21 protein-coding genes are annotated in these 24,446 nt (G+C 49.1%); 13 read left to right on the top strand and 8 right to left on the bottom strand.

Annotated features, from left to right (window positions below; translation table 11 throughout):
• Positions 1–40: 40 nt before the first annotated feature.
• Complete coding sequence (locus tag BZG78_RS08800) at positions 41–1,102, top strand: metal-dependent hydrolase (protein ID WP_077660979.1); 1,062 nt, start codon at positions 41–43, stop codon at positions 1,100–1,102.
• A gap of 57 nt (positions 1,103–1,159) precedes the next feature.
• Here the strand turns inward: BZG78_RS08800 and cobO are convergent, their stop codons facing one another.
• Positions 1,160–1,750 carry a cob(I)yrinic acid a,c-diamide adenosyltransferase gene (cobO, locus tag BZG78_RS08795; RefSeq protein WP_077575849.1) on the bottom strand — a complete coding sequence of 197 codons (591 nt, stop codon included), beginning with the start codon at positions 1,748–1,750 and terminating at the stop codon, positions 1,160–1,162.
• A gap of 154 nt (positions 1,751–1,904) precedes the next feature.
• On the opposite strand from cobO, the gene BZG78_RS08790 reads away from it, so the two are divergent.
• Positions 1,905–2,393 carry a low molecular weight protein-tyrosine-phosphatase gene (locus tag BZG78_RS08790; protein WP_077660978.1) on the top strand — a complete coding sequence of 163 codons (489 nt, stop codon included), beginning with the start codon at positions 1,905–1,907 and terminating at the stop codon, positions 2,391–2,393.
• Between the two features lie 89 nt (positions 2,394–2,482).
• Here the strand turns inward: BZG78_RS08790 and BZG78_RS08785 are convergent, their stop codons facing one another.
• On the bottom strand, positions 2,483–3,241 hold the full coding sequence (locus tag BZG78_RS08785) for a hypothetical protein (protein ID WP_021022405.1): 759 nt from the start codon (positions 3,239–3,241) through the stop codon (positions 2,483–2,485).
• 366 nt (positions 3,242–3,607) lie between these two features.
• On the opposite strand from BZG78_RS08785, the gene cysB reads away from it, so the two are divergent.
• The 3 genes from cysB (at position 3,608) to BZG78_RS08770 (ending at position 6,764) form a co-directional block, all read left to right on the top strand.
• Positions 3,608–4,582 carry an HTH-type transcriptional regulator CysB gene (gene cysB / locus BZG78_RS08780; RefSeq protein ID WP_077660977.1) on the top strand — a complete coding sequence of 325 codons (975 nt, stop codon included), beginning with the start codon at positions 3,608–3,610 and terminating at the stop codon, positions 4,580–4,582.
• 72 nt (positions 4,583–4,654) lie between these two features.
• A complete protein-coding gene (locus BZG78_RS08775) occupies positions 4,655–5,914 on the top strand; it encodes a methyltransferase (protein ID WP_158011793.1) in 1,260 nt (419 codons plus the stop codon).
• Positions 5,915–6,038: 124 nt separating this feature from the next.
• Positions 6,039–6,764 carry a sulfite exporter TauE/SafE family protein gene (locus tag BZG78_RS08770; protein ID WP_077460202.1) on the top strand — a complete coding sequence of 242 codons (726 nt, stop codon included), beginning with the start codon at positions 6,039–6,041 and terminating at the stop codon, positions 6,762–6,764.
• Positions 6,765–6,827: 63 nt separating this feature from the next.
• Here the strand turns inward: BZG78_RS08770 and tyrP are convergent, their stop codons facing one another.
• The gene (gene tyrP / locus BZG78_RS08765; protein WP_077660975.1) at positions 6,828–8,000 is read right to left on the bottom strand and encodes a tyrosine transporter TyrP; all 1,173 of its coding nucleotides are present in this window, start codon (positions 7,998–8,000) and stop codon (positions 6,828–6,830) included.
• Between the two features lie 225 nt (positions 8,001–8,225).
• Here tyrP and BZG78_RS08760 point away from each other — a divergent pair, with 225 nt between their 5' ends.
• Positions 8,226–9,479 carry a CinA family nicotinamide mononucleotide deamidase-related protein gene (locus BZG78_RS08760; protein WP_242413007.1) on the top strand — a complete coding sequence of 418 codons (1,254 nt, stop codon included), beginning with the start codon at positions 8,226–8,228 and terminating at the stop codon, positions 9,477–9,479.
• A 47-nt stretch (positions 9,480–9,526) separates the two neighbouring features.
• On the opposite strand, the gene yfaE is transcribed toward BZG78_RS08760, so the two are convergent.
• The 5 genes from yfaE to ubiG form a co-directional block, all read right to left on the bottom strand.
• Positions 9,527–9,817, bottom strand: a complete 291-nt coding sequence (yfaE, locus tag BZG78_RS08755) for a class I ribonucleotide reductase maintenance protein YfaE (protein ID WP_021022400.1) — start codon at positions 9,815–9,817, stop codon at positions 9,527–9,529.
• Entirely contained in the window at positions 9,814–10,947 is a 1,134-nt protein-coding gene (gene nrdB, locus BZG78_RS08750) for a class Ia ribonucleoside-diphosphate reductase subunit beta (protein ID WP_021022399.1), read from the bottom strand. Before nrdB ends, yfaE begins: the two co-directional genes overlap by 4 nt.
• A gap of 53 nt (positions 10,948–11,000) precedes the next feature.
• Positions 11,001–13,289, bottom strand: a complete 2,289-nt coding sequence (gene nrdA, locus BZG78_RS08745; RefSeq protein ID WP_077660974.1) for a class 1a ribonucleoside-diphosphate reductase subunit alpha — start codon at positions 13,287–13,289, stop codon at positions 11,001–11,003.
• 395 nt (positions 13,290–13,684) lie between these two features.
• Positions 13,685–14,341, bottom strand: coding sequence for a phosphoglycolate phosphatase (gph, locus tag BZG78_RS08740; protein WP_077460204.1), 657 nt, complete (start codon positions 14,339–14,341; stop codon positions 13,685–13,687).
• A gap of 25 nt (positions 14,342–14,366) precedes the next feature.
• The gene (ubiG, locus tag BZG78_RS08735; protein WP_077660973.1) at positions 14,367–15,077 is read right to left on the bottom strand and encodes a bifunctional 2-polyprenyl-6-hydroxyphenol methylase/3-demethylubiquinol 3-O-methyltransferase UbiG; all 711 of its coding nucleotides are present in this window, start codon (positions 15,075–15,077) and stop codon (positions 14,367–14,369) included.
• A 310-nt stretch (positions 15,078–15,387) separates the two neighbouring features.
• Here ubiG and gyrA point away from each other — a divergent pair, with 310 nt between their 5' ends.
• From gyrA to BZG78_RS08700, 7 genes are all read left to right on the top strand, one after another.
• Positions 15,388–18,066, top strand: coding sequence for a DNA topoisomerase (ATP-hydrolyzing) subunit A (gene gyrA, locus BZG78_RS08730; protein WP_077660972.1), 2,679 nt, complete (start codon positions 15,388–15,390; stop codon positions 18,064–18,066).
• 264 nt (positions 18,067–18,330) lie between these two features.
• Positions 18,331–19,413, top strand: a complete 1,083-nt coding sequence (gene serC, locus BZG78_RS08725) for a 3-phosphoserine/phosphohydroxythreonine transaminase (RefSeq protein ID WP_077660971.1) — start codon at positions 18,331–18,333, stop codon at positions 19,411–19,413.
• A gap of 158 nt (positions 19,414–19,571) precedes the next feature.
• Entirely contained in the window at positions 19,572–20,855 is a 1,284-nt protein-coding gene (gene aroA, locus BZG78_RS08720) for a 3-phosphoshikimate 1-carboxyvinyltransferase (RefSeq protein WP_077660970.1), read from the top strand.
• Between the two features lie 186 nt (positions 20,856–21,041).
• Positions 21,042–21,725 (top strand): (d)CMP kinase, encoded by a 684-nt coding sequence (gene cmk, locus BZG78_RS08715; RefSeq protein ID WP_077460208.1) that lies wholly within the window; start codon positions 21,042–21,044, stop codon positions 21,723–21,725.
• A gap of 103 nt (positions 21,726–21,828) precedes the next feature.
• Positions 21,829–23,499 carry a 30S ribosomal protein S1 gene (gene rpsA / locus BZG78_RS08710; protein WP_021022391.1) on the top strand — a complete coding sequence of 557 codons (1,671 nt, stop codon included), beginning with the start codon at positions 21,829–21,831 and terminating at the stop codon, positions 23,497–23,499.
• 72 nt (positions 23,500–23,571) lie between these two features.
• Positions 23,572–23,856, top strand: a complete 285-nt coding sequence (gene ihfB, locus BZG78_RS08705; RefSeq protein ID WP_021022390.1) for an integration host factor subunit beta — start codon at positions 23,572–23,574, stop codon at positions 23,854–23,856.
• A 299-nt stretch (positions 23,857–24,155) separates the two neighbouring features.
• Positions 24,156–24,443, top strand: a complete 288-nt coding sequence (locus BZG78_RS08700; protein ID WP_077660969.1) for a lipopolysaccharide assembly protein LapA domain-containing protein — start codon at positions 24,156–24,158, stop codon at positions 24,441–24,443.
• The last annotated feature ends 3 nt before the right edge of the window (positions 24,444–24,446 follow it).

Below are 24,446 nucleotides of genomic sequence, written 5' to 3'. Positions count from 1 at the left end.
TTTTACGCTAATAAATCAAAACCTTGTTAAAGGATAAGCGATGGATTCTATTACCCAGGCGGCACTGGGCGCGGCGGTTGCTGGGTTAGTCTCGGGCAAGCGCTGTTCTCCAAAAGTGCTTTTGGCCGGTGCTGCATTGGGCACCTTACCTGACTTAGATGTGCTGATTGATTATGGCGATCCGGTGGCGAATACGGTCAACCACCGTGGATTCAGTCACTCATTATTTGTGCTGCCTTGGGTTGGTGCAATCATAGGATGGTGCGGGTGGCGATGGCGTCGTCAATGGCCGCTGTGGCAAGTCATGACGCTGGTGATCGCGGTGCTCGTGACACACCCGTTGTTGGATGCGATGACGGTTTATGGTACCAAGCTTTTTTGGCCGTTAGACGTGCCTTCGGTAGCAGTCGCCAGCCTGTTTATTATTGACCCACTTTATACGGTGCCCTTATTGGTCAGTGTTATCGCCGCGTGTATTTGGCGACATCGGGGCGCCAAAGCATGTGGTATCGGGTTGGCAGTCTCTACGCTCTACCTGGCCAGTTCGGTCTATCAGCTTGAAAAGATTGAAGTACGTGTTGCAACCCAAACCCAAGGAACCGACTTGGCAGGGCGGCCGCATATTATTATGCCCACCCCGTTTAACACGCTGCTGTGGCGAGTGGTGATTATCGGCGACGACCACTACTGGGAAGGACTCGCGTCACGCTTAGACAAAGATAAGCATATTCAATGGATCACGCGTCCTCGCGGACAATGGCCACTAGCGGGCTCGGAAACATTAATGGCACTTCGCACGTTTTCGCGTGATTTTATTCGTTTTGAAAATCGGAATGGGCAGCAGGTGGTGACCGACTTGCGTTTTGGCGTAGCAAACTATCAACCCTTTCAGTTCTTGCTTGCCGAGCAAGACGCCGAAGGGCAGTGGCAGTCAGTTATGCCTAAGCAGCTTGAGCCAGGGCCGCTACGAGACAGCGCCTTGCCAACCCTCTGGCAGCGATTGCTGGGTGATCAATCGATTGATGCGCGTTTGTGTCGCCAGTCTTGCCAAGAGGATGCCGTGGACAAGACGCAGTCGATATCGTTAAACGCGAAGCCCTGAGAAAAGCGGCGCTCAGGGTAACGTCAGCCTCGGCTTTCTTTGTTTTTACTCGGTGGCTTACCAGTCAATGCCTTGGCGCGCTTTCACGCCGGCGTCGAAGGCATGCTTAACGTTTCTGACTTCCGAGACGGTATCTGCCATCTCAACTAAGCGGCGGTGTGCGCCACGCCCAGTGATGATAACGGATTGTTCGCTAGGGCGTTGTTGCAGCGCATCAATGACTTCATCGAGGCTGATATAGTCGTACGTGATCATGTAGGTGATCTCATCCAGTACCACTAAATCGTAGCGGTCATCCGCAAGCATCGCCTGACACGCTGCCCATATTTGCTGAGCGGCTTGGGTGTCTGCGGTTTTGTCCTGCGTATCCCAGGTAAAACCGGTACTCATCACGTGAAAGTCGACACCATGTTGGCTCAGTAAATCCCGCTCTCCACAAGCCCACGTGCCCTTGATGTACTGAGCTACGCCACACTTTAGCCCATGGCCGGCGGCCCGCGCCACTGTGCCAAACGCGGATGTCGATTTACCTTTACCATTGCCCGTTATGATCAGGAGGAGCCCTTTTTCTTGTTGCGCGGCTTCAATTCGAGCATCAACTTTTTCTTTTAACTTTTGCTGACGCTGTTTGTGTCCTTGTTCTGACATACGATTTCTAACCCCAAATAAACGTTACACCATAGTAAAGCGACGTCATGCTTCATGCTACCCATAACAACGCAAAGGCAAGCAGATTGAAGCGACTAGGCATCCGAGTGTTGACTTGATAGAGTAAAACTTTACCAGTAAGGAGACTCTATCGATGACAACCCCAAAAAATGTGTCGAGTCTATTGGTGGTTTGCTTAGGCAATATTTGTCGTTCACCCACGGCAGAAGCGGTATTACGCGCCCGTGCCCAGACGAGAGGGATCATGGTGAACATTGATTCTGCGGGGACAGCAGGTTATCACCAAGGTAATCCGCCAGATAAGCGGAGCCAACAGGCAGGTCAAGCGAGAGGGTACTCGTTTGCCGGTATTCGAGCCCGTCAAGTACGGCAGGAAGATTTTGCGGATTTCGATATGATCTTAGCGGCCGATGAAAATAACTTGGCCGACCTGCATGCACAATGTCCGGCTGATTACCAAAACAAACTGTCTCTGTTTCTCAGTTGGGGAGAGCAAACGGAGGGTGCGATCCCTGATCCTTATTACGGCGGCGACGATGGATTTGAGCACGTACTGGACTTATTGGAGCAAGCAGCAGACGGTGTGCTAGACCATATTGTTGCAAAGACCAACGCGCAATAGAAGCAGTTAAGACCACAGCCAGTTAAGACACGCTGGGCATGAAAAAAGGCGCTGTCATCAAGCGCCTTTGGGATTTGTGATGAGAGACGCTACCATTTTTTCTTGGGAGCAAACAGCTCGTCCAATTCGCTTTTTTCTTCTTCTTGCTCGGACTGCAATTTCTCATGACCACTGTTTAGCGTATGAGTGATGTCGCTGTGCATTTTTTCAAGATGCTGTTTCATCTCTGACGAGTATTCATCGGTCTTTGGACTGACGACATCGATCGCTTTTTTCAGTAATTGCTGCGCCGTGCCCATTTGACCTTTATTTTTCGCATCGTTGGCACGTTTAATCACGTTCTCAATATTTATCTTGAGCTGCATTTGCTCTAGTCGCGCGTTTTCCGACACAAAAGCTTGCGTTGCCAAGCGGCCTTTCGAATGCTCGGCTTTAACCACTGAGCGCAAGCGCTTGACGAGTTTGAGCATCGATATTGCCTCTCGGTCGTTATTAGGCACTTTAAACGATGTCGAGTCCCGGTTGGAGTAGCTTTGTTTGACCTGATCGATTTGAGCCTGGGTCGCACTAATTCGTTGCTTAATTGACTTATCCGATGGATCGACCTCGTACATGGCTTTCAAGGAATCCAAGATCTTTTTGTTCAAGCACGCCAGTAACGTCCCGCTATAGGGTAGGTTATGCGCATTGCCAATCAGCTCTTCAGTCGCATCGATGACGGCAATGTGCTTCGCCATTTCTTGGCGCTTGTGAGACTCGATTTGCTTTCGTTGTTGAGCCAATATGTTGTAGCCGACAATCAGGCCGAGCAATATGACACAAAGGCCAGCTATCAAGGCAATATTCATAATTTAGCGTCGATGTTCCTTGCAATAAACTCAACTGGTTAAGATACACCATCTCGACTGACAGAGATAGCATCAATCGAAAGGTGAAAGCTGCATGAGTGATCCGCCTCTAACTCTGAGCGTTGCGGCCTCGTCGAATGCGCCTTTATGAGTGTGGCCCATGATCTCGCGATCTGCGATAAAGTTGTTGCAATAAAATACTATTTGCGATCGAGTCGGTTAGAATGACAGGGTAAATTGCTTAGTGAATGTGCAATCGCTAACGTTTATATAACCAAAGCCTATTAAATAGTCGAATTTGGGTATATAAATGAGTGATATAAAACCATGCTGCCACTTAACCCACGAGGCTGACGCGTCTGCACTATGAAATTACAACAGCTTAGATATATCGTTGAAGTCGTTAACCACAACCTTAACGTATCTGCGACGGCGGAAAGTTTGTATACCTCTCAACCTGGGATTAGCAAACAAGTCAGGCTGTTGGAAGATGAGCTAGGCGTACAAATATTCGAACGAAGTGGTAAGCATTTAACGCAAGTAACACCAGCCGGTGAGGCGATTGTCGAGATCTCACAAAGCATTTTATCACGAGTAGAAAGCATCAAAGCGGTCGCTAGTGAGCATACTCATCCTGAAATGGGGAACCTCAATATATCGACCACCCATACGCAAGCGCGTTATGCATTACCCGACGTGATCAAAGCCTTTACCAAGCGGTACCCGAAAGTTTCCTTGCATATGCACCAGGGGACACCGACGCAAATATCCAGTTCAGTGGCAAAAGGGACGTCTGACTTTGCCATTGCAACCGAAGCATTTCATCTCTACGAAGATTTGGTGATGCTGCCTTGTTATCACTGGAACCGCTCGATCATTGTCACGCCCGATCATCCTTTAGCACAAAAAACGGCTCTCAGTATTGAGGATCTTGCGGCCTATCCGCTCGTGACGTATGTGTTTGGGTTTACAGGGCGATCTGAGCTGGATGAAGCCTTCCATCGCGCTAACCGCACACCGAAAATTGTATTCACAGCAACGGATGCGGATGTGATTAAAACCTATGTGAAGTTAGGCCTAGGTGTGGGCGTGATCGCGAGCATGGCCATGGATAGTCATGCTGATGCAGATTTGGTTGCCATCGATGCGAGTCATATTTTCGGTGCGAGCACCACCAAGATAGGCTTCCGTAAAGGAACCTTTCTTCGTAGTTATATGTATGACTTTATTGAGCGTTTTGCGCCGCATTTGACCCGAAATGTGATTGACCAAGCGGTTGCACTGCGTACCAATGAAGAAATTGATGCTATGTTCAAGGACATTCCGCTTCCGGTTCGATAAACTGTTTAAAACGACGAGGCTGCTGAGGCAGCCTTTTTTGATCACGCACTCATCAATACCTTCATGCTAATCATGTCATCTTTATCGTTCAGCGACCAATTTAATCAGTTAACCAATCTGTTGATACAGCACCAAAACCTGTGGCGACCGATGCCGATGGCGCATACTCAGCTTCCTTGGCAAGACGGCGGGCCGCTTTGCCAATGGCTCGCCACGTTGGATAATACGCAACTCGCGGCGTTAAACGCGGATCCAGACGCTGTGATAAAAAAACTCGCGACCTGGTGGCCAGCGTTAAACCAGTTACCTGCGTTAGTCTCAGTACCGATGGCGCAACATACTGATATTGAAATTGATTCGCGCTTGAATGTTGGTGTGCCGGGACGCAAATGGGCGCAAATACAGGCGTATTTAGGCGCGATGCCGCAAACAGATAAGACGGCGTGTTATTTAGAATGGTGCGCTGGAAAAGGATACTTAGGGCGCGGTGTCGCGGCGATCACAGGTAAACCAGTAGAAAGCGTAGAATGGCAATCGGAACTGTGCGAACAGGGACAAACTTTCGCGGATCAAAAGGCGCTCCCGATGCAGTTTTACTCGTTAGATGCAATGAGTGAGGCGGCAACAGTCGTCATTGCCGGTTGTGAGCACGGGCTGGCGTTGCACGCGTGTGGCGACTTACACGTAAAGCTTCTTCAAAAGGCGGTCGCAACGGGTATGCGTGCACTAACGGTTTCACCTTGTTGTTATCATTTAATTCGCGGAGATAGGTATCAACCTTTATCCGCACAGGCGCAGGAAGCCGCCCTGACGCTTTCAAAAGCAGATTTAAAGCTCGCGGTTCAAGAGTCCGTCACTGGCGGGCAGCGGGTGCGCCGTCAACGCGAGCAGGAGGTCACTTATCGGTTGGGCTTTGATGAATGGCAACGTGACTATCAACAATCTGAGCACTATTTGCCGCTACCCGCACTCAAAAAGTCACAGCTTACCCAAGGATTCGCTGCCTTTTGCCGCTGGGGGGCCGCGCAAAAAGGGCTCACATTCCCCGGCGACTTTGATCAGACTCACTACTTGGCTCGAGGCGAAGCAAGGTTTTTCGTGCTGGAGAAAATCAATCTAATTAAAAGTGCATTTCGGCGCGCCATGGAGCTGTGGCTAGTGCTTGATCGTGTTTTGTATCTTCAACAACATGGATACCGTGTCACGCTAACCCAGTTTTGTGAACGCGAACTCACGCCAAGAAACCTCCTTATTCATGCAGAGCGTACTCATGGCGACCATATTCATGGCGACCATATTCACATAAAAAAGAAACGACGTAATAACAATTAAGCACGTGCATAACGTGTTACGCCTAGTTGACAATATCTAGCGCGCCAAAGCCGGATGGTACTCGCTGCCGCGACTGAAAATGGGTAGACTGGCGGTAAATAGTTTAATGTGAAGAAACTTTATTATGCCAGATATTGGTGTGTCGATTGCGGTGGCTCTGATCTTAGGGTTAGGGTGCTTTGTGCAGAGTTTGATTGGCTTTGGAATGGCGATCGTAGCGGCGCCGCTTTTATTGATGATTGATCCGAAATTGGTACCAACGACAATTTCGATGGTGGGGCTGACATTAGCCAGTATTAACGCTTGGCAATATCGTCATCAGTTGTCTTTTCGTGATTTGAGTTGGGCGTACTTCGGCCGAGTTCCAGGCACCGCGGTTGCGGGCGGGATCATGTTGGTAGTCACGACACAAATGCTTGAAATTATTATAGGTGCTGCCGTCTTGCTCGCTGTGTTTGCCAGTGTGATGCGCTTTAATATTGCCCCCAACCGGCGTAACTTTTTTATCGCTGGGTTTACGTCGGGAGTCATGGGAACAACGACCAGTATCGGTGGCCCACCGATGGCGCTTGTGTTACAGCATGCAGAGGTGAATAAAATGCGCGCCTGTTTGGCAGGCTACTTTGTTGTGAGCTGCATTTTGTCTTTAATCGCCTTGAGCGCGACCGATTATCTAACCTGGTGGCATGTCAAACAAGCGGCATTTGCCGTTCCTGCCGTATTGCTGGCGACCTGGTTGGCTTACCGTATTGCGCCACGTGTTAAACCGCAATTTGTTCGCCGAGCGATGCTAATACTCTGTACATTGGCGGGGATAAGTACATTGGCGCGCGGACTTATCGGTGCTTAAAGGTCGCACCCCATCAGCGTGGGGTGCGACCGATGGTGTGAATCAAGGTCGGCCCTCGGTGTGTTATCCGATAAATTGCGCCGCGACAACCGTGATACCGCCGACCATTGCCAGGCTCAATCCAAGATTACCGCCAATGACTTGATAGTGCTCGTCAGTTGAGACCGTCTGGCGTGCCTTACGCACCATCAAAACCGGGAGTACCACGGCAAGAATGACGAGTGCGATCGCGGCGTATCCTAACGCTGTGATAAAACCCTGCGGATAATATAGCGCAAAGACCAACGGTGGGAGGTAGGTAATAGCCGCTGTTTGTACGCGCCCACGCACGCTATCTTGGCGGTTAAAGCTGTCGGAGATAAAGTCAAACAAGCCTAAACTGACGCCGAGAAAAGACGTAGCTAGTGCTAAATCGGCGAACAGTGAGATGCTTGAAGCGATATAGTCTTGTTGAACCACTGATTGGATAATTGCCACAAACTGGGACAGTTCACCGTTTTGTACCAAGGTAGACTGTGCCACCGTCCCGAGGCTGGCTACTTGCCAAAAGATATACAAGGCCAACGGAAGGGTTGAGCCAACAATCATGACCTTTCTTAGCGAAGGTAAGTCGATCCCGACGTATCGCACAATAGAAGGAATACTGCCGTGGAAGCCAAAAGACGTGAAAATGACCGGTAACGCGGCAACCAGCAAACCTCGTTCAACGGGCATTTCGACTAAGTTGATGCTAGAGACATGAGGCGTCAGTAGGGTTAGGGCCAAGATTAAGAATAATAACTTAATGGTGAATAACCCGCGGTTAATTAAATCCACTTTACTGGTGCCCAATGTCACCACAAGACCGAAAACCAGCGTAAATAAAACGGCGCCTGCCGCAGGTGGTAGCTCAATGGCCGACCATTGCGCCAGCTTTTCATTTAATTGGCTGCCCCCACCTGCAATATATGCGGCACAAAGTGAGTAGAATAAAAAGAGCATCGCAAACGACGCCAGCCATTTTCCTTTATCCCCCAAAAACTGTTTCGCTAAACTGTGCAATGTCGCGTCGGCCTCTGCGAACTGATGCACTTCTAACATCAGTAAGGCGGTGTAGGTCATTAAGGCCCACATCGCACCCATGAGTGCCATCGATGCGCCAAACCCGATGCCGGCAGAGGCAAGAGGCAACGCCAGCATACCGGCGCCAATGGTTGTGCCCGCAATAATGAGCGAACTTCCGAGTACTTTATTCATATTATGTTTAACCAATGTTAATAAATAGTTAATTGTTGTGTTCGCACAAAAGATAACCTGAATTTATTCGTATTGTGCATCGTCTAGACAGATAAAAAAACGGCTTTGTGTAATGTTACAGGTACGGTGTTGTAAAATAAAGTGTACGACAAGGGTGGGGTAGTGCATTGTGCCGTCTAATGTCATAATCAAGGTCGGATGATCGCGACAACAAGGAGCGGCAAGGTGGACAAACAACAACATGAAACCCCATTGCCACGGATCGCAATGCTCTCGACAGGTGAAGAGGTATTGCTGGGTGATATTACCGATACCAACGCCGCTTGGCTTTCAAGAGTATTATTTGAAAACGGGCTGGCGATGTCTCGTCGTGTGACTATCGGCGATGAACTTGATGATATGGCGATTGAGCTTGTACGCCTGTCACAAACGGAAGAGGTCGTGATCGTCAATGGCGGATTAGGACCGACCACGGATGATTTAACCACGGCGGCCATGGCTGCTGCGATGGGGGTAGAGTTAACCCTCAATGAAGCGTGGTTAGACGAGTTAAAACAGCGGTTTGAGCGTCGAGGCCGGCCGATGGCCCAAAGTAACCTCAAGCAGGCGATGCTGCCAGAAGGCGCATGGTTAATTGATAACCCCAAAGGCACTGCTTGTGGCTTTCACTGTGAGCTCAACGGATGTCACTTTTACTTTACGCCCGGAGTGCCTTCTGAGTTTTTCTCAATGGTTGAACAGCAAATTCTTCCTGAATTGTTACATAGTTACCCAGCTAAAGCGCGATCGTGTTACCGTTTATTTACATTTGGACTGTCAGAGTCGGGGATCAGCGATGTGATGGCATCGTTAGTGCTTCCCAATAGTGCAACACTCGGGTATCGCTCCAGCTTGCCGTTTATTGAAGTTAAGTTGTTCATCGAAGCGGATCATGTTGAAAAAGATGCGGTTCTGGACGCGTTACGGCATCGTCTTGCGGACTATGTCGTGTCCTTTTCTGAGCCGATGACGGCGGCATTAGCTGCGGATATCAATCATCACGGTGTGGTGTTAAAAGTTGCGGAACAATTCACTGGTGGTTGGCTGGCGAGCACTTTAAACGGTCAGGCGGCACATCTGGTTGAGCAGGGTTGGGTAATGTCGAATGCGCATGTGCCAGAGCAAGCGGTCGCTAATCCCTTAGCCGCGTCATTAGCGATGGCAAGTGCGACGACGTCGCCAGGACAGCGTCAAATCGGACTTGCCTGCGGGCCTGAGCTTCACGGCCAGATATGTGTGGCGATTTCTACCCCAGAAGGTGAATGGGGGCAGCGGCTTAGTTTTAAGCGACACCTTTCAAATGACGATGCACGTTGTTATATGGCGACGGTCTTATTAGACATGCTACGGCGTTATCTTAGTGGTGAAGCCGTTATTGCGGATTATGCATCCTTAACTCGCCACGACGACATTTTTATCGATGCACAGACGCTGGCGTAGAGAAGGTTACAGAAAAGAAGAACACGCCACGAGGCGGTGACTGTCGGTCACGCCTCGTTCACTTGTTTTTTAATGCATGCCGGTTGGTAGTCAAAGACAATTGAGACGTTAGTTTGTGGAGCACTTTGGCAGGCAAGGATTTCCCCGGGCATCACGAAAGCCATGGCATCGTGTTGGGTGACCGAACCTTGATTAAGTTTACAGCGACACGCACCACACAGACCACTTCGGCACTGATATTCAGGCTGAATGCCAGCATTTTCGAGTTGTTCAAGCAAGTTTTGGTGGGTGTTGCCACCCACCTCCACGCCATTCACATCGATAGTGATACGGGTCATAGTTCAAAATCACCGAAGTCTTCAACGCTGACTTCATTGTCGATCTGTCCAACCAAGTAGGAGCTAATCTCCGCTTCTTGTGGGGCAACTTGCACGTTATCCGATGACAACCACGCATTAATCCAAGGAATGGGGTTTTGGGTTGCATCGTCGTACGCGGGGGCGAGGCCAACAGCGGACATACGCAGGTTGGTAATGTATTCCACGTATTGACACAAGATGTCTTTGTTCAACCCAATCATGGAGCCATCACGGAATAGATACTCGGCCCAATCCTTCTCTTGCTCGGCGGCTTTTTTAAACAGATCAAAGCATTCTTGCTCGCATTCTTTTGCGATCTCAGCCATTTCAGGATCGTCCTGACCGCTCCGCAGAATATTGAGCATATGTTGTGTGCCGGTCAGGTGCAGCGCTTCGTCACGCGCGATAAATTTAATGATCTTGGCGTTACCTTCCATTAATTCGCGCTCGGCAAACGCAAACGAACAGGCAAAGCTGACGTAGAAACGAATCGCTTCAAGTGCATTCACTGACATTAAACACAAATACAACTGACGTTTTAGGGCACGCAAGCTCACGGTGACGGTATGACCGTTAATGGTGTGTGTGCCTTCACCAAGCTGATGATAGTAGTTGCTTAGTTGAATAAGATCGTCGTAATACTGCGCAATATCTTCGGCGCGCTTTTGAATGTGTTCATTCATCACAATGTCGTCAAAGACAACCGCTGGATCAGCGACAATATTACGAATGATATGTGTGTAAGAGCGCGAATGAATGGTTTCTGAGAAACTCCACGTTTCAATCCAGGTCTCTAGCTCCGGAATGGACACTAATGGAAGCAGTGCCACATTTGGGCTACGACCTTGGATAGAATCCAATAATGTTTGATACTTCAAGTTACTGATGAAAATATGTTTTTCATGTTCAGGTAGCTTGTTGTAGTCAATACGGTCGCTTGATACATCGACTTCTTCTGGGCGCCAAAAGAAAGACAGCTGCTTTTCGATCAGCTTTTCAAAAATCTCATATTTTTGCTGGTCATAACGGGCAACGTTGACCGATTGCCCCAAGAACATCGGTTCTTTAAGCGGATCGTTGTTAATTTTAGAAAACGTACTGTAAGCCATGAATCTTATTAACCTCTAGAAAAGGGCCCGGGTGGGGCCCTTCGCATATTGTGTTAGATCTTACATGCGCCGCCGGCACAATCATCATCGGCAGCTTGTGCCGCGCTTGAGTCGGATTGACCGTCCGTCGCGCCATCACGGGTGTTGTGATAATACAGGGTTTTTACCCCTAATTTATAAGCTGTGAGCAGATCTTTAAGCAGTTGGTTCATAGGAACTTTACCGCTTGCATGTCGGCTCGGATCATAATTGGTGTTGGCAGAAATCGCTTGGTCAACGAATTTTTGCATGATACCCACTAACTGTAAGTAACCCTCATTGCTACCAATGTTCCAGAGCAGTTCGTAGTTATTTTTATATTTATCATACTCCGGTACCACCTGCTTCAAGATGCCATCTTTTGATGCTTTGACCGAGACAAAACCACGCGGTGGCTCAATGCCATTGGTGGCATTTGAGATTTGCGAAGACGTCTCAGACGGCATCAGCGCTGTCAGGGTCGAGTTACGCAAACCATGGGTTTGAATATCCTTACGTAGGGTTTCCCAATCCAGATGAAGCGGTTCGTCGCAAATCGCGTCTAAATCTTTTTTATACGTATCAATAGGGAGAATGCCCTGTGCATAGGTGGTTTCATTAAAGGCTGGACACGCGCCTTTCTCTTTCGCCAGTTCTACCGATGCACGCAATAAGTGGTATTGGATGGCTTCAAAGGTACGATGCGTGAGGCCATTCGCACTGCCATCCGAATAACGCACGCCATGCTTAGCCAGGTGGTATGCGAAGTTAATGACACCCACACCGAGCGTACGACGGTTCATGGTCGCTTTACGTGCGGCGGGCAATGGATAGTCTTGGTAATCCAACAACGCATCCAGTGCACGAATGGTCAATTCAGCTAGCTCACCCAACTCATCGAGTGATTCAAGCGCACCCAGGTTAAAGGCCGAGAGGGTACACAGTGCAATTTCACCGTTCTCGTCTTCAACATTATTCAGTGGCTTAGTGGGGAGGGCAATCTCCAGACACAGGTTCGACTGACGAATCGGCGCAACAGATGGGTCAAACGGGCTATGCGTATTGCAATGGTCCACATTTTGAATGTAAATACGGCCTGTTGACGCACGCTCTTGCATCATCAGTGAGAACAAATCCACGGCTTTAACGGTTTCACGCTGGATTGATTCATCTGCTTCGTACTGGGTATACAGACGCTCAAATTCTTCTTGGTTTTCAAAGAATGCGTCATAGAGCCCTGGCACATCTGATGGTGAGAACAACGAAATGTTGCCACCTTTAAGCAAACGGGTGTACATCAGCTTGTTAATTTGTACCCCGTAGTCCATATGGCGGACACGGTTCTCTTCGACGCCTCGGTTATTTTTCAATACCAGTAGCGATTCAACTTCACGGTGCCACATCGGGTAGAACAAAGTCGCTGCACCACCACGTACGCCACCTTGTGAGCAACATTTCACCGCGGTTTGGAAATACTTATAAAAAGGGATACAGCCGGTGTGGAAAGCTTCACCGCCACGAATAGGGCTACCCAGTGCACGAATGCGGCCTGCGTTAATGCCAATCCCTGCGCGCTGTGACACGTAGCGAACAATGGCACTGGACGTCGCATTGATTGAATCCAAGCTGTCGTCACACTCAATCAGCACGCAAGAGCTAAACTGGCGTGTTGGTGTCCGTACGCCTGACATAATCGGCGTTGGCAGCGAAATTTTAAACTGCGACGCGGCATTGTAGAAGCGGCGAATATAGTCAAGACGCGTTTCTTTGGGATAAGAGGCAAACAAACAGGCAGCGACCATCATGTACAAGAACTGCGCGCTCTCGTAAATCTCACCGGTGACACGGTTTTGTACCAGGTATTTACCTTCCAGCTGTTTGACGGCCGCATACGAGAAGTTCATGTCACGCCAGTGATCGAGATAGCCATCCAGGGCCTCGAGCTCTTCGAGGCTATAGTCTTCCAAAATGTGTTTATCGTATTTGCCTTTCTCAACCATGCCTTTTACATGATCAACCAGCTTAGGTGGCTCGAATTGGCCATAGGCTTTTTTACGTAAATGGAAGACAGCCAAACGCGCCGCGAGATATTGATAATCCGGGCTTTCTTCAGAGATAAGGTCGGCAGCGGCTTTGATGATTGTCTCGTGGATATCTTCAGTGCGCATGCCATCGTAAAACTGGATGTGAGAGCGCATCTCAACCAGAGAAACGGAAACGTTTGAGAGGCCTTCGGCAGCCCAAGTCACAACGCGATGGATTTTGTCGAGGTTTAAGTTTTCTTTGCGTCCATCACGCTTTAATACGGTAATTTCTTGGTTCATTTGTATGCTTTCCCAATATTTCCTTGCCAAACTGCTCTTTTTGCAAGTTCTTATAAAATGCTGATGATTTTTTGGTCGGCCTCTATGCGGACGTTGCGTCGTTCATACACTATATATAGGGGTCGGCGTGTAAGTCGGTTACAAGATAGTGATATAGGCGCACTTTTGCAAGCCAATCTGACGGCCTTAGGGTGTGGATATCTTGGGGATGTTATCCTTAAAGTTAGTAACTACCAACCTACTGGCTCAAGGCCGCCAAGATTAATGAAAATTTCAATCACTGAAAGGCAAAAATTAGCAATAAAAAAAATTTATTTTGGTTGATCTTAGTCATGATCAGTGATCGGTTTTAACTGATTGAAAAGCCAGCAAACCCCACAAAATGTGGGGTGTGACTAGGATCCAAGAAAGGCGCTAAGCTGTGTTGGTGTGGTAAAAATATGATCTGCTTCCCAATTGCTAATTAGCGCCGGATCACCCACATATCCCCAGCCAGCAACAATCGACTTCATATTCGCTGCATGAGCCGCCCGAGTATCATTTTCGATATCTCCGACGTAGAAGCAGCACTCTGGCGCACAATCAAGCGTTTTGGCCGCTTCTAAAAGAGGTAATGGATGCGGCTTAGCGTGCGCATAAGTATCGGCACCCACAATCACTTGTGCCGCTTGCAGACGCGGAAAGTGGTCGAGTAACTGATGAGTGAGCCCTTCAGGCTTATTGGTCACAATGCCCCAACGCATCGCTAAATGCGCCAACTTATCCAGCAGTGCATCAATACCTGGATACACCTGCGTCCCTTGGCAAATCGCTTGGCCATAATGATAAAGAAAGCGCGCACGTAAGGCGATAGGATCTTGATGTTTTGCTTGCTCGCCAAATCCGGCCGTGAGCAGCCCTCGCGCCCCAAAACTGGTGTGGGTGTATATTTGCTCCGCGGTCAAAGGCGGCAGGTCAAATTCGGCTAAAACACGATTCGCAGCTTCACCCATATCGGGCGCAGTATCGAGCAGGGTGCCATCAAGATCAAAGAGGATGGTCGACGGAGTCATGCCAGCTTGCTTCCTTTTCAGTCGGTTAGGGGGCCTGAGTATGAACGAGATAATTCACATCGACATTGGTATTCGACAGCTTATAGGTGTCGAAAAACGGATTATAGTGCAACCCAGTCATATCTTGGGCATTAAGCGAGGTGTTATCAATCATTGTCATCAGCTCTGAGGGCCGAATAAATTTATGATGCTCGTGGGTGCCTTGCGGGACTAACTTCAGAATGTGCTCGGCACCGACAATCGCAAATAGCCAGGATTTTGTATTGCGATTTAAGGTTGAGAAAAAGACATGGCCACCCGGTTTAACCATTTGGGCACAGGCGTGAATGACAGAGGCGGGCTCAGGGACATGCTCTAGCATCTCCATACATGTCACTACATCGTATTGCTGGACAAAGCTACTGGCGTGTTCTTCGGCTGTTGATTGGATGTATTGAACATCGACGCCCGCTTCAAGCGCGTGGAGTCGGGCAACGGTGAGTGGCTCTTTACCCATATCTAAGCCGGTGACGTCGGCGCCTTCTTGCGCCATGCTTTCTGCAAGGATCCCGCCACCGCAGCCGACATCGAGCACCTTCTTACCAAATAGTCCACCGGCTTTGGCCATCACATAGTCAAGACGCAGAGGATTGATTTGGTGTAGAGGCTTAAACTCACCCTCTAAATCCCACCAACGTGATGCCATGTCTTCAAACTTTTGAATTTCTGCCGGATCGACATTTGATACCTGAGTCATAACTACAGCTTCCTTATCGGTTTTGCTGCATTATAGCGAAATCCAACACGATAAAAAGAAGCCTATCTATCAGCGCGACGTGATACATCAGGCCAGCGCGCTCAGACACCTTGTGGGCTTATATTCTTAAAAATGCATAGCCAGATACGGAAGTGGTGGGTTTTTATCCGTATAGACGCATTCAGAGCGTCTACTAACGAGATCCGTGATACATCTTGGCCATATTCACGTGTCTCGTAGAAGGCTTTGTGTTATTCTCCGTGGTCACGTATTTGAATACGCAAACATTATTTTGAGGGATGTTGGCTCCATGAGCGATCTTGCTAAAGAGATCACGCCAGTCAATATCGAAGAGGAGCTGAAAAGCTCATACCTCGACTATGCAATGTCCGTCATTGTTGGCCGAGCTCTTCCTGACGTGCGTGATGGCCTAAAGCCAGTACACCGCCGCGTATTATTCGCGATGAACGTACTAGGCAACGACTGGAACAAGCCATATAAGAAATCGGCCCGTGTGGTCGGTGATGTGATCGGTAAGTATCACCCACACGGTGATAGTGCGGTTTACGACACCATTGTGCGAATGGCGCAGTCATTCTCGCTACGCTACAGGTTGGTAGATGGTCAAGGTAACTTCGGTTCTATTGACGGCGATTCTGCGGCGGCGATGCGTTACACCGAAGTGCGCATGGCAAAAATTGCCCATGAACTGCTCGCCGATCTTGATAAAGAAACCGTGGATTATGTGCCAAACTACGATGGCACCGAACAAATCCCGGATGTGTTGCCAACACGCGTACCTAACCTGCTCGTCAACGGTGGGTCAGGCATTGCGGTCGGGATGGCAACCAACATCCCACCTCACAACTTAACCGAAGTGGTTAATGGTTGTCTGGCTTACATCGATAACGAAGATATTACCATCGACGAGTTGATGGACTACATCCCAGGCCCTGACTTTCCAACCGCGGCAATGATCAATGGCCGTAAAGGGATTGAAGACGCTTACAAAACGGGCCGTGGTAAAGTTTACTTACGTGCCAAAGCGGATATCGAAACAGAAAAAAATGGTAAAGAGACCATCGTTGTTAACGAGATCCCTTACCAAGTCAACAAAGCGCGTTTGATTGAAAAAATCGCCGAGTTGGTAAAAGACAAAAAAATCGATGGTATTTCTGCACTGCGTGATGAGTCGGATAAAGACGGCATGCGGATTGTCATCGAATGTCGCCGCGATGCGGTTGCGGAAGTGGTTCTAAACAACCTTTACGCGCAAACGCAATTGCAGACATCGTTCGGTATCAACATGGTGGCGCTGGACAACAACCAGCCGAAGCTTTTCAATTTGAAAGAAATGTTGAAATGCTTTGTCAATCACCGCCGCGAAGTGGTTACACGTCGAACGGTTTACGAATTACGTAAAGCACGCGATCGTGCCCATATCCTGGAAGGGCTCGCGGTCGCGCTTGCTAACATCGATGAAGTGATTGAACTGATTCGTCAAGCACCAACACCTGCTGTTGCCAAGCAAGAGTTACAAGACCAAGGTTGGAAACTCGGTGGCGTATCGGCAATGCTTGAAGCGGTTGGGGGCGAAAATGCCCGTCCAGAGTGGCTTGCGGCAGAATTTGGTGCCCGCGACGATGGGTCTTATTATCTCACTGAGCAACAAGCGCAAGCGATCTTGGATCTGCGTTTGCACAAGCTTACTGGGCTTGAGCACGAAAAGATCCTAGACGAGTACAAAGGGCTTCTAGAGCAAATCGCGGAGCTATTACACATCTTAGCGAGCACTGAGCGCTTGATGGAGGTCATCCGTGAAGAGCTGGAAGCGGTGCGTGATAGCTATGGTGATAAACGTCTAACTGAGATCACTGCGGCAAGTGCCGACATTGATATCGAAGATCTGATCAACCAAGAAGATGTGGTAGTGACGTGGTCACACGACGGGTACGTCAAGTACCAAGCGTTGAGTGACTATGACGCGCAACGTCGTGGTGGTAAAGGCAAATCGGCGACGCGCATGAAAGATGAAGACTTCATCGAGCGTCTATTGGTGGCAAACACCCACGACACCATCTTATGCTTCTCCACCCGTGGCCGCATGTACTGGCTGAAAGTTTATCAATTGCCGCATGCGTCACGTAATGCCCGTGGTAAGCCGATTGTTAACTTACTCCCGCTTGAAGACGGTGAGCGAATTACCGCTATTCTACCGGTGCGTGAGTACGAGGAAGACAAATATGTCTTTATGGCAACCGCACACGGCACGGTGAAGAAAACGCCGTTGACTGACTTTAGTCGTCCACGTAGCGCCGGTATTATTGCGGTGAACTTACGTGACAACGATAGCCTGATTGGCGCGCAGCTCACCGACGATAGCAGCGAAGTCATGTTGTTCTCGCAATTCGGTAAAGTCGTGCGGTTTGTCGCCTCAAATGACACCGTGCGTGCAATGGGTCGTACCGCTGCAGGGGTGCGAGGTATTCGATTGGCCGAGAATGACCAAGTTGTCTCGCTGATTATCCCGCAAGCCGGCGCTGAGATCCTAACCGTCACCGAAAATGGCTTTGGTAAACGTACCGCTTTGGATGAATATCCGACCAAGAGTCGTGCAACCAAAGGGGTGGTATCGATCAAAGTCTCCGAGCGTAACGGTGATGTCGTGAGTGCCATTCAGGTGTGTGAAGGCGACGAGCTGATGATGATCACCAATGCGGGCACACTAGTACGTACTCGCGCCGAAGAAGTGAGCCAAGTGGGTCGAAATACCCAAGGTGTTCGTCTGATCCGCGTCAGCGATGACGAGAAAGTAGTTGGCCTACAGCGCATTGAAGAGCCTGATGAAGAAGAAATGGAAGCGCTGGCGAATGAAGCTGCTGCGACCCATAAATCAGAGGGTGTCGACACGTCGGACGAGGATGTTTCACCTACGGTGAATGATGATCAAGACGACGCGCCAGCGTCGGATGAGGATTCAAACACCTAATCGTGACTCGGTGTAAGATTAAAAAGGGYGCAGTGAACTGCGCCCTTTTTTATTGCCTATTGATTGGGTAGCGCTAAAAATATCCAGGCGTGCCAAGAAATCAGGGTGGAATGTGCCTTGGTGCTTTCAAAATGTGCGTGAAACGTGTTAAATCAATCACACGCCTTTTAAAACGAACGGCTTAAAACGTCTTTTTAAAACAACGAGTAGTCTTGCCGTCCAACGGACGCGGGAGATGACAAAAAGCAGGAGCCCCTCCCCAACATGGATAACGTCTATAACTTTTCAGCTGGCCCGGCGATGCTGCCGCGTGAGGTCATGCTTAAAGCCCAAAAAGAATTCATGAACTGGCAAGGCCTTGGCACGTCAGTAATGGAAGTTTCGCATCGCAGTGAGGCATTTTTATCTTTAGCTCGCCAGTCTGAGCAGGATCTGCGAGAACTGCTGGWTATTCCAGAGAATTATCACATTCTATTTTGCCAAGGTGGCGCACGTGCGCAATTTGCCGCAGTACCCATGAACCTCATGGGCAACCATACCATTGCTGATTACGTTGATGGTGGTTATTGGGCCGAGAGTGCCGTCAAAGAAGCAAAGCGCTATTGCACACCGAATGTGATTAACGTTCGACGCGAGCGTGACGGTAAGCGAGCTATCTCGCCCGCCAAAGATTGGTTGCTCAGTAGTGACGCTGCGTATGTGCATTTTTGCCCGAATGAAACCATTGATGGCATTGAAATTAACGATCTGCCCGACACCCATAAGCCGATTGTCGCCGACATGTCATCGACCATTTTGTCACGTCCGATCGACGTGTCTCAATATGGTGTTATTTATGCGGGTGCACAGAAGAATATTGGCCCTGCTGGACTCACACTGGTTATCGTGCGTGATGACTTACTGGGCTTGGCAAAAGATGTATTGCCAAGTGTGCTCAATTACAAAGTATTGGCCGATAAAGACTCCATGTTTAACACACCACCGACCTTTGGCTGGTATCTTGCGGCTGAAGTGTTTAAGTGGTTAAAACAACAAGGTGGTATTGAAGCGGTGTACGCGCGTAACCAACAAAAAGCGGCGTTGCTATACGATGCCATAGACCAGTCAAGCTTGTACCGGAACCAGATTCATCCTGACAACCGATCATTGATGAATGTGCCGTTTCAACTGGCCAATAGTGAGCTGGATGACACCTTCCTCGCGGAAGCGACAGCGCAAGGCCTACATGCACTCAAAGGCCACCGTGACGTGGGTGGGATGCGAGCGTCTATTTATAACGCGATGCCACTAGAAGGGGTGCAAGCCCTCGTGGACTTTATGCATGAGTTTGAGAAAACGCACGGCTGATTCACCGTGTCCAGGTAAGATTTATCGAAAAAGACCGCTTTTGTCGTGAAAGCGGTCTTTTTATTTCCCTTCTCGACACTTTGATAAAAATAATAATTGTGAGACAGCTTGTATTTTGGTTACTCTGGGGACACTAAGCATCACGGATATAAACCAGAATGGAGCAACTGACACTTTCCCCCATCTCTCATGTTAATGGTCAAATTAACCTACCTGGCTCGAAAAGCGTGTCTAATCGCGCCTTGCTGCTTGCCGCGTTAGCGTCAGGCACCACACGATTGACCAACCTACTCGATAGTGATGACATTCGGCATATGCTTAATGCATTTACCGCGTTAGGTGTGTCGTATCAACTGTCTTCGGATCGCACCGAATGTATGGTAGAGGGGCTGGGACAAGCTTTTCAGGTCGACACCCCGCTTGAGCTATTTTTGGGCAATGCCGGCACAGCGATGCGGCCTTTAACTGCGGCACTGTGCCTGGGTAAAGGCGAGGTGACCTTGACTGGCGAACCAAGAATGAAAGAACGCCCGATTGGTCACTTGGTCGACGCGCTCAATGCGATCGGCGCTGATGTCCGTTATCTCGAGGCCGAAGGTTACCCGCCATTGCGCATCAAAGGCACAGGGTTAGCTGGCGGTGATGTCAACATCGATGGCAGTATCTCCAGCCAATTTCTGACCGCGCTGCTGATGGCTGCTCCGTTTGCGCGCCAAGAAACGCGTATTACGATCAAAGGCGATTTGGTCTCTAAGCCTTACATTGATATTACCCTTGCTATCATGGCGCAATTTGGCGTCGAGGTGCAAAACGACAACTATCAGCGCTTTGTCGTGCCGGCTGGTCAGCACTATCGCTCGCCTGGACATTTTATGGTTGAAGGCGATGCATCGTCTGCCTCTTATTTTCTTGCGGCCGCGGCAATCAAAGGCGGTGAAGTTAAGGTCACAGGCATTGGACGGAAAAGTGTACAAGGTGATATCCAGTTTGCCGATGCGCTAGCCGCAATGGGCGCGGACATAGAGTGGGGCGACGATTACGTGTTAGCGCGCCGCAATACGCTACAAGGCGTGGATATGGATTTTAACCATATTCCCGATGCCGCGATGACCATTGGTGTCGCTGCGTTATTTGCAAACGGACCGACGCGCATTCGTAACGTGTATAATTGGCGAGTCAAAGAAACCGATCGACTTTATGCCATGGCAACGGAGTTGAAAAAACTCGGCGCCGTGGTCGAAGAAGGTGACGATTATCTGTATGTTGAGCCACCTAAGCAACTTAAGCATGCGGCAATCGACACGTATGACGATCATCGCATGGCGATGTGTTTTTCGCTGGTGGCACTCAGTGATACGCCCGTTACCATCAATGACCCGGGTTGCACCTCAAAAACCTTTCCTGATTACTTCGACAAGCTAGCGGCGATCAGCGCTGACTGATGATAAAGCGTGAGGGTTTTTTATTGCTGCTGATATTGAGTCAGCAGCAATGATTTCCTTGTCCATTTCTTCTATAATGTGCACCGAATTATACAACCGCCCGTTTTCGTTAAAGCGTGATGCAAGCAAAAGCCTGATGCGACAAAACGGGCGCGTTGAGCGATCGAGACCAACGTGGAGAGATTTATGCCGATACAGGCGCCTGTCATTACAGTAGATGGACCAAGCGGTGCAGGAAAAGGAACCCTATGTATGCGACTGGCTGAAAAGCTCGGTTGGCACCTGCTCGACTCAGGAGCTATCTATCGGGTACTGGCTCTCGCAGCGATTCATCATGACGTTGATACCGAATCGGAAGAAGCACTGGTGCCACTGGCCGCCAACTTAGACGTGCAGTTTTTGGCCGAAGGAGACTTGGTGAAAGTGATCCTAGAAGGCGAAGATGTGTCCGGGACCTTGCGGACCGAGCAGGTAGGCAACCAAGCCTCAAAAGTGGCTGCGTTACCCCGGGTTCGTGAAGCATTATTACGCCGCCAGCGCGCCTTTGTTGGTGAGCCGGGGTTGATTGCTGACGGACGTGATATGGGAACGGTCGTGTTCCCGAAGGCGGCGGCTAAAATCTTTTTGGATGCCAGTGCAGAAGAACGCGCGCGTCGCCGTCAGCACCAGTTGCAAGGTAAAGGGGTTAATGTTACCTTTGAGCAACTTTTAAGTGAAATTCAAGAGCGTGATGATCGCGATCGCAACCGTGCGGTGGCACCATTGCGCCCTGCGTCTGACGCCTTAGAGCTAGATTCGACCTCGTTATCGATTGACGAGGTGATCGAGCAGGCGTTAGCGTTTATTGAAAGCAAATTATCGGCTGCATAAGCAGTCTATAACCGTTAGCTGCAAGGATGATAGCTGACATATTTTACAACCCCATGCGGTAGGATACCCGTGGACGTTTATCAAATTGAAGATTTTAAATATAATGACTGAATCTTTTGCTCAACTCTTTGAAGAGTCTCTAAAAGAAATCGAAACTCGCCCAGGTTCTATTGTTAAGGGTACTGTTGTTGCTATCGAGAACGGTTTCGTTCTGGTTGACGCAGGCCTGAAATCTGAATCGTCCATTCCGGCTGACCAATTCAAGAACGCTGCTGGCGAACTTGAAATTGAAGTAGGCGGTGAAGTCGATGTAGCCCTGGACGCAGTGGAAGATGGTTTCGGTGAAACTCAGCTTTCTCGTGAGAAAGCTAAGCGTCACGAAGCTTGGATCCAGCTAGAAAAAGCGTACGAAGAAGCTGAAACCGTTAACGGTGTTATTAACGGTAAAGTGAAAGGTGGTTTCACCGTAGAACTGAACGGCATCCGTGCGTTCCTACCGGGTTCACTGGTTGACGTTCGTCCAGTACGTGACACTTCTCACCTGGAAGGCAAAGAGCTCGAGTTCAAAGTAATCAAGCTTGACCAGAAGCGCAACAACGTTGTTGTTTCTCGTCGTGCGGTTATCGAGTCAGAAAACAGCGTTGAGCGTGACGAGCTGCTAGCTTCTCTGCAAGAAGGCATGGAAGTTAAAGGTATCGTTAAGAACCTGACTGACTACGGTGCGTTCGTTGATCTGGGCGGCGTTGATGGCCTGCTTCACATCACTGATATGGCGTGGAAGCGCGTTAAGCACCCATCAGAAATCGTTAATGTTGGTGACGAAATCAACGTTAAAGTTCTGAAGTTTGATCGTGAGCGTACTCGTGTATCACTTGGTCTGAAACAACTGGGTGAAGATCCATGGGTAGCCATTGCTAACCGTTACCCAGAAGGTCACAAGCTGACTGGTCGTGTAACTAACCTAACTGACTACGGCTGCTTCGTTGAAATCGAAGAAGGCGTTGAAGGTCTGGTACACGTGTCTGAAATGGACTGGACCAACAAAAACATCCACCCATCTAAAGTGGTTAACGTGGGTGACGAAGTTGAAGTTATGGTTCTGGACATCGACGAAGAGCGTCGTCGTATCAGCCTAGGTCTGAAACAGTGTAAAGCCAACCCATGGCAGCAATTCGCTGAAACTCAGAACAAAGGCGACCGCGTTACTGGTAAGATCAAGTCAATCACTGACTTCGGTATCTTCATCGGTCTAGACGGCGGCATCGACGGTCTGGTTCACTTGTCTGACATTTCTTGGAACGCAACAGGCGAAGAAGCCGTTCGCGAATACAAGAAAGGCGACGAGATCTCAGCAGTGGTTCTTCAGGTTGACGCAGAGCGTGAGCGCATCTCACTCGGCATCAAGCAGATGGAAGAAGACCCATTCAACAACTACCTGGCAGCCAACAAAAAAGGTGCTATCGTTAATGGTACGGTAACTGCTGTTGACGCGAAAGGCGCAACGGTTGAGCTAGCAGAAGGTGTTGAAGGTTATCTGCGTGCTTCTGAAGCATCGCGTGACCGTGTTGAAGACGCGACGCAAGTGCTTTCAGTTGGCGACAGTGTTGAAGCGAAGTTCACCGGTGTTGACCGTAAGAACCGCGTTCTTAACCTGTCTGTCCGTCTGAAAGACGAAGCTGACGAGCAAGAAGCAGTAGCGAGCCTGAACAAAACCGAAGAAGGTTCTATCGGCAACGCTATGGCTGACGCGTTTAAAGCAGCGAAAAGCGAATAATGTATACGTTGAGGGGGAAATTTTCCCCCTCTGCACTTATACTGTTGAGAAACATACTAAAGCGGGGTGTTTATGACCAAATCTGAGTTGATTGAAAGACTCTGTAGTCAACAAACCCATCTATCTGCGAAGCAGGTAGAGGATGCCATCAAGGAAATCCTTGAGCATATGGCAAGCACACTAGAAAGCGGTGATCGTATCGAAATCCGTGGTTTTGGTAGTTTCTCACTACATTATCGCGCGCCTCGTGTGGGGCGTAATCCTAAAACAGGCGAAAAGGTCGAGTTAGACGGCAAGTACGTCCCTCACTTTAAACCTGGTAAGGAACTTCGTGATCGCGTTAACATTTATGGTTAATCGATAGACGCTGAAAAAAACGGCATGCTGCAAGTATGCCGTTTTTTTATGTCCGCTGATCATAGCTTGCGTGACGAATTTCCTGCATAATCATACCTCCTGTGTAAGATCTTATACCTACGACGACACGTTGTTATTCGGATTAACCTTAGCCTGAATAAAGCGTAAGCTAGGGGAAGGGTAACGACGACGTTTAGTATTGAAATCAAGCGTCAATGTTCACAATGGCAGGTGCCTCGCACTTTGTCTATCTACCATAACTGATCGGGCATTCGGCCTTTCGCAATGAGGGAATACTTGTGAAAATACTCGGCATTCTGTTTCTGGTATTATGCTTTTTGATCGCCTTGGCGCTAGGAGCGCAAAACCAAGCTGTGGTCAATTTTAACTATTTAATCGCTCAGGGTGAGTTTCGTTTATCCGTCATCTTGGGTATTGTCTTTGTCATCGGGTTTGGCATTGGCTGGCTCGTTTGCGGCGCACTATATCTCAAAGCCCGAATGACGGCTCGAAGACTACGTAAACAGGTGGAAAAGCAACGCAAAGAACTTGATAAGTTGCGTACGGACCCGCTTAAGGAACAATAATTC

Origin of the sequence: Salinivibrio sp. MA351, from assembly GCF_001996065.1 — a bacterium.
GTDB lineage: Bacteria > Pseudomonadota > Gammaproteobacteria > Enterobacterales > Vibrionaceae > Salinivibrio > Salinivibrio costicola.
This window is presented reverse-complemented; position numbering and strand designations above follow the sequence as displayed.

What these genes read in the sequence shown, in the direction of transcription:
- BZG78_RS08800 (WP_077660979.1), top strand. Translation starts at nt 41, where the DNA reads ATGGATTCTATTACCCAGGCGGCACTGGGCGCGGCGGTTGCTGGGTTA.
- cobO (WP_077575849.1), bottom strand. Translation starts at nt 1,750, where the DNA reads ATGTCAGAACAAGGACACAAACAGCGTCAGCAAAAGTTAAAAGAAAAA.
- BZG78_RS08790 (WP_077660978.1), top strand. Translation starts at nt 1,905, where the DNA reads ATGACAACCCCAAAAAATGTGTCGAGTCTATTGGTGGTTTGCTTAGGC.
- BZG78_RS08785 (WP_021022405.1), bottom strand. Translation starts at nt 3,241, where the DNA reads ATGAATATTGCCTTGATAGCTGGCCTTTGTGTCATATTGCTCGGCCTG.
- cysB (WP_077660977.1), top strand. Translation starts at nt 3,608, where the DNA reads ATGAAATTACAACAGCTTAGATATATCGTTGAAGTCGTTAACCACAAC.
- BZG78_RS08775 (WP_158011793.1), top strand. Translation starts at nt 4,655, where the DNA reads ATGTCATCTTTATCGTTCAGCGACCAATTTAATCAGTTAACCAATCTG.
- BZG78_RS08770 (WP_077460202.1), top strand. Translation starts at nt 6,039, where the DNA reads ATGCCAGATATTGGTGTGTCGATTGCGGTGGCTCTGATCTTAGGGTTA.
- tyrP (WP_077660975.1), bottom strand. Translation starts at nt 8,000, where the DNA reads ATGAATAAAGTACTCGGAAGTTCGCTCATTATTGCGGGCACAACCATT.
- yfaE (WP_021022400.1), bottom strand. Translation starts at nt 9,817, where the DNA reads ATGACCCGTATCACTATCGATGTGAATGGCGTGGAGGTGGGTGGCAAC.
- nrdB (WP_021022399.1), bottom strand. Translation starts at nt 10,947, where the DNA reads ATGGCTTACAGTACGTTTTCTAAAATTAACAACGATCCGCTTAAAGAA.
- nrdA (WP_077660974.1), bottom strand. Translation starts at nt 13,289, where the DNA reads ATGAACCAAGAAATTACCGTATTAAAGCGTGATGGACGCAAAGAAAAC.
- gph (WP_077460204.1), bottom strand. Translation starts at nt 14,341, where the DNA reads ATGACTCCGTCGACCATCCTCTTTGATCTTGATGGCACCCTGCTCGAT.
- ubiG (WP_077660973.1), bottom strand. Translation starts at nt 15,077, where the DNA reads ATGACTCAGGTATCAAATGTCGATCCGGCAGAAATTCAAAAGTTTGAA.
- gyrA (WP_077660972.1), top strand. Translation starts at nt 15,388, where the DNA reads ATGAGCGATCTTGCTAAAGAGATCACGCCAGTCAATATCGAAGAGGAG.
- aroA (WP_077660970.1), top strand. Translation starts at nt 19,572, where the DNA reads ATGGAGCAACTGACACTTTCCCCCATCTCTCATGTTAATGGTCAAATT.
- cmk (WP_077460208.1), top strand. Translation starts at nt 21,042, where the DNA reads ATGCCGATACAGGCGCCTGTCATTACAGTAGATGGACCAAGCGGTGCA.
- rpsA (WP_021022391.1), top strand. Translation starts at nt 21,829, where the DNA reads ATGACTGAATCTTTTGCTCAACTCTTTGAAGAGTCTCTAAAAGAAATC.
- ihfB (WP_021022390.1), top strand. Translation starts at nt 23,572, where the DNA reads ATGACCAAATCTGAGTTGATTGAAAGACTCTGTAGTCAACAAACCCAT.